The 4,421-nt window shown below is 39.0% G+C and carries 9 protein-coding genes; 3 read left to right on the top strand and 6 right to left on the bottom strand.

From position 1 onward, the window contains the following. Positions 1-205: DUF2061 domain-containing protein (locus RQ763_RS09950; protein ID WP_314152752.1), on the bottom strand; the 205-nt coding region annotated here is incomplete at its 3' end. 33 nt (positions 206-238) lie between these two features. Further along, entirely contained in the window at positions 239-685 is a 447-nt protein-coding gene (locus tag RQ763_RS09945; protein ID WP_314152750.1) for a DUF4395 domain-containing protein, read from the bottom strand. 230 nt (positions 686-915) lie between these two features. On the opposite strand from RQ763_RS09945, the gene RQ763_RS09940 reads away from it, so the two are divergent. Together RQ763_RS09940 and RQ763_RS09935 are read left to right on the top strand one after the other, a co-directional pair. Continuing rightward, entirely contained in the window at positions 916-1,320 is a 405-nt protein-coding gene (locus RQ763_RS09940) for an Rrf2 family transcriptional regulator (protein WP_314152749.1), read from the top strand. A 9-nt stretch (positions 1,321-1,329) separates the two neighbouring features. Then, positions 1,330-1,755 (top strand): DUF4395 domain-containing protein, encoded by a 426-nt coding sequence (locus RQ763_RS09935; protein WP_314152748.1) that lies wholly within the window; start codon positions 1,330-1,332, stop codon positions 1,753-1,755. Positions 1,756-1,760: 5 nt separating this feature from the next. Here RQ763_RS09935 and RQ763_RS09930 read toward each other — a convergent pair whose 3' ends face one another. After that, a complete protein-coding gene (locus tag RQ763_RS09930; protein ID WP_314152746.1) occupies positions 1,761-2,216 on the bottom strand; it encodes a hypothetical protein in 456 nt (151 codons plus the stop codon). 67 nt (positions 2,217-2,283) lie between these two features. Between RQ763_RS09930 and arsC the strand changes: the two genes are divergently transcribed. Next, positions 2,284-2,637 carry an arsenate reductase (glutaredoxin) gene (gene arsC, locus RQ763_RS09925; RefSeq protein WP_314152745.1) on the top strand — a complete coding sequence of 118 codons (354 nt, stop codon included), beginning with the start codon at positions 2,284-2,286 and terminating at the stop codon, positions 2,635-2,637. Here arsC and RQ763_RS09920 read toward each other — a convergent pair. The 3 genes from RQ763_RS09920 to RQ763_RS09910 are packed head-to-tail and all read right to left on the bottom strand — an operon-like array spanning position 2,634 to position 4,416. Beyond that, a complete protein-coding gene (locus RQ763_RS09920) occupies positions 2,634-3,176 on the bottom strand; it encodes an iron-sulfur cluster assembly scaffold protein (protein ID WP_314152743.1) in 543 nt (180 codons plus the stop codon). The genes arsC and RQ763_RS09920 overlap by 4 nt on opposite strands. Next, complete coding sequence (locus tag RQ763_RS09915) at positions 3,169-3,615, bottom strand: deoxycytidylate deaminase (protein WP_314152741.1); 447 nt, start codon at positions 3,613-3,615, stop codon at positions 3,169-3,171. The genes RQ763_RS09920 and RQ763_RS09915 overlap by 8 nt, the downstream gene beginning before the upstream one ends. Before the next feature lie 3 nt (positions 3,616-3,618). Beyond that, the gene (locus tag RQ763_RS09910; protein ID WP_409932380.1) at positions 3,619-4,416 is read right to left on the bottom strand and encodes a peptidylprolyl isomerase; all 798 of its coding nucleotides are present in this window, start codon (positions 4,414-4,416) and stop codon (positions 3,619-3,621) included. Between the last annotated feature and the right edge of the window lie 5 nt (positions 4,417-4,421).

Below are 4,421 nucleotides of genomic sequence, written 5' to 3'. Positions count from 1 at the left end.
CTTTATGTCTGCCAAAATCTATCTTGTTCCAAGCTCTCTCGTGGTAGTAGTACAGAATCATCTTCGTCACAACCTCTATGGAACCGATGGATGCCGCCATAACCAAATTGCCCGTTATAATGTATGAGATAATCATAGTATCGATTGTCCCAAGCGTTCTCCACGAGATGGTTTTAATAACCGATCTGTAAGCTTTTTCCTGCATCTTTGCTCCCTGCCCTAGAGCCCAAAACTATACTCATAGTGACTCCAGCTCTATATTTCTGCTCTTTAGCAGTTCATAAAACTTGCACGCAAGACATATATCTTTTGTAGCCTCTGCAATTTTCCATAAACTCAAAAATCCAACCAGCAGATAAGCTATTGTCGTCTCATTTAAAAGCTCTGCACCGAGGGATGCAAAAAGAAGCGTCAAGCCGACATGAGAAGCAAACTCTTTGGCATTTTCATCCGTAGGTTCTCTCTTCAATCCAGCTATCTTGACTAAAAAAGTAGAGATTAAATATATAGGACTCATATTCGGTGCCATATATATTCTCATTAAAAAGTCATAAATCAAAACATATAAAATAGCTACATTTGCGCTAAAGAGATAGGCACACATCAGCATGACCAATAGTCCGGCATGCATGCGAGCCTGACTATTGCAAATAATATTTTTCGTTTCATATTTACTCTGTGACATCTTAATTCTCTCCTATTTCTAATTGTTTGGCGAAAGTATAATCAGTTTCAAAAGTAATGTCAAGCTATTTTGTTGTGTTATACTATACTAATTTAGTATGTATTATAGTCATAGCCCTACATATTGGGATAAAAACTAAATAAAAAGTTATATTTATATACGAGTAAATTACTTTACATTACATAAAAAAAAGTGTATACTTCCGTCGATATAAAAGATATGGAGTAACAATGCCGTTAATATCAACAAAAGGGAGTTATGGACTAGCCGCTATTTGCGAACTAAGCAAGCACGAAGGCGACTCTGTAATGCAGATAAAAGAGATAGCAACAAACGCCAATATTCCTCAAAATTATCTTGAACAGCTTCTGGGAAAACTAAGGCGTGCAGGGATTGTAGAAAGTATAAGGGGCGCCAGAGGCGGGTATAAACTAGCGCGCAATCCAAAAGAGATAAAAGTTTTGGATATTTTAATCGCTCTTGAGGATGACCTTAAAATCGTTGACGCGAAAGTTGATCACCCTATATTAAATCTCTTTTTTAAGGACTCTCAAGAGAGCGTAAAAGATATTTTTAATATTAGCATTATGGAACTCTCAAGCTATAAAAACAAATTTTTAAACTATACCATATAGGAGATACGGATGCCATCCTGCCCCGTTTCATTCAAGATTGTAGACCAAAACATTATAAGAATTGTTGCCTCTTTAGTCTCGGCTTTAGGAATTTTATTTATTTTTAATCCGAACCTTATCATCCTGGCACTTCTGCTTTATGACTTTTTTGTGCGTGTTTTAGGGCATGAAAAGATAAGCCCTCTATACAATCTGGCAAAGCTGCTCTCAAAACTTTTTGGGGTAAAAAAAGACAAAATCGATGCGGGTCCAAAAGAGTTTGCTCTAAAGATCGGATTTTTATTTGCGCTGCTGTGTGTGGTTGCGTTTTTGTTTAACCAAATATTTACCGCCGTTTTAATTATGACGATACTTACAGTATGCGCGCTTTTAGAGGCGCTATTTAACTACTGTATCGGGTGTAAAATCTATATACTTTTAAGAAGGTTTAGATAAACACCCTACGATAGGATGTGTCTTAGCTGCATCGCATGCCAAAGAACTATAAGGTTTATAATAAAAATCAGCAAAGAGCTTGCACGCGATACTATTTTCTGAACAGCGGTACGCTCATTTTTATGTGTTTTGAGCGCTATTCTCATGTGTACTATCGTAAAGAGTGTAATTGCTCCAACATAAAAGAGCTTGTTTGCCATCATATAGCCGAGTTTTGACTCATTTATATCTAGAGTCAAAACATCTATAAGGTTGAAATGAAAGAATAGGAATGTTCCCGTACTAAGCAGCACGACAAGCCAAAAAGTCTCAAAATATCCATATATGGGTCCCAAATGCTCATATGTCTGCGCCTGCTTCTCTTTTCCTTTAAGCAGTATTCCAAGCGCAAACAACAAGAGTGACCCCCCGATCCAAGCAGTCGCTCCGAGTATATGAATATAAAGCACTACATCTACCATAAAATTCCCCTTACTAAATTTTTAATTTTTAATTATAGTGTAAAATGCCAACAAAAAAGAGGTCAAAATGCAAGAAATAAAAATATGGCACAATCCAAAATGTTCAAAGTCACGCGAGGCGATGGAGATACTTCAAGAGAAAAAATGCGATGCAGAAGTTATAAAATATCTAGAAGAGTCTCCAAATGAAGATCAGATCAAGAGCATATTAAAAATGCTTGACATTGCGCCAAGAGAGTTGATGAGAATAAAGGAAGATATATACAAAGAGTTGAATTTAAAAGAGGAGCTTGATGATAGCGCTTTAATATCTGCAATGGCGAAGCATCCAAAGCTTATAGAGCGCCCCATAATCATAAAGGGTGAGAGAGCCATTATAGGAAGACCTACCGAGAGGATCGCGGAGTTCTTAAACTCCTAGGATTTCTTCTTATCTTTTGTAACAAAGTGACACTCTGTTGTCGAGTATGGGCAGGTTTTAACTATGCTCATCTCAAACTGCTCCTCATCTATGCCGCCTAGCTTTCTATCATAGTTGCGCATCGCGGCACGAAATGCCGTCAGTACCATATTTGCGCTGTCTTGATGCTCGGTTGATACATGCTCAACCTGCTCACCCTCTGGCTTGCTGGTGTCTATTTTTGGAGCAGGAATGGCTGCGTAGCTCTCTTGAAGATCTTTTTCTAGGTTTGCTGTCGTCTCAAGCGCGCTCTCAATACTATCGCCCTTTATCATCTCCGTAAATATCGAACCCAGCGTAGTAGTGTCTTGATTTCCGTTTGTGCCGAATTTTACGTCAAGGATTGACTCTTCATCTCTTTTAATATAGATAATGACATAACTCTTCGTTGCATGGTCAATCCCAACGCCGACGCAATCAGCATCTTCAATCTTCCCGTAGTTTTCAGGCTGAATAAGGTGTTTGCCTATCTCTGCCTCTAATGCTTTTTGTTCATCCATTTTTCTCTCCTATTTTCTCTATACACACTCCATTATCTTTGATAAATTTTGAGATAATTTCAGAGTGGTTGTGTTCATAAGATTTGAGATATACAATACGGTTGATTCCGCTTGCTATGATGTTTTTACTGCACTCGCTGCATGGCTCAAGCGTAACATAAATAGTCGCATCTTCTATACAGATACCCTTTCTTGCAGCCCAGATGATGGCGTTCATCTCCGCATGTATCTCGTAAGTCTTTGACCACTCGTGATGCTCGGAGGTGTACTCTCCATCCCAGTGATCACGGCAGTTTACATACCCGGCAGGAGTTCCGTTGTAGCCCGTGCTTAGTATTCTTCCATCTTTGACTATTACCGCACCTACCTGCTTGGAGACGCACTTTGAAGCGGTTGCGAGTTCCTGCGCTATATTTATAAAATTTAAATCACTCAACATCTGCTAAAGCTCTCTAATGATTTTTATGTCCGCACTGTTTCTGAGTCTTGCAAAATAATCACTCAGCACCTGCTCTCTTTTTTGAGATGCAATCATGTTTGCTATCTGATTTTTAACACTCTCAAACTCTACACTGCTTGGAGCCTTTACCTCTTTTAAGTAAAAACTTACATAAGAACCGTTTGGCTCGGAGACGACCGGAGTAAAAGTGTTGCTCTGCGTATTCTCCAGAAGGCTTGCTAACTCCGGAGAGATTCTCTCATACTCCAAAAGCTGCTCATCCACCTTTATCTCATCAGAGTAAAACATAGGAATAGTTATCTTTTTTTCAAGTGCATTTTTGTTTTTTGAACTGTAAATCGTCACTGCAAAAGCGCTTGGGCGTAAAAACTCCTCTTTGTGCAGCTCATAATACTCTTTAAGCTCATCTTCACTCGGCGCGTCAATAGATGAGTATGCGATTGCGGAGTAGAGTTTCTGCGAGAGAAGTTTCTCTTCTGTTCTGGCTTTAAACTCCGAAGATGTGAGTCCGTTTGAGTTTCTAACGGCTTCGTAAAGCTCATCTATGCTCATCTTGTTTGCAGCAGCGGTTTTTTTAATATCGTCATAAACCTCAGAACTGCTAACGCTTATTTTTCTCTCTGCAATCTCTGCTTCTTCTAGTTTTTTTCTTATAAGATTATTTGTAGCGATATCAGCATCAACTCTTGATATCTGCATCTCCTCTTTCACATCATAGAGAGTAATCGGCTCCCCTTTTACGACAACGCTTACGCCGTTAATCAGCTCTGCGCTTAGCATCACAC

The organism is Sulfurimonas sp. (genome assembly GCF_032250635.1).
Classification (GTDB): Bacteria; Campylobacterota; Campylobacteria; order Campylobacterales; family Sulfurimonadaceae; genus Sulfurimonas.
This window is presented reverse-complemented; position numbering and strand designations above follow the sequence as displayed.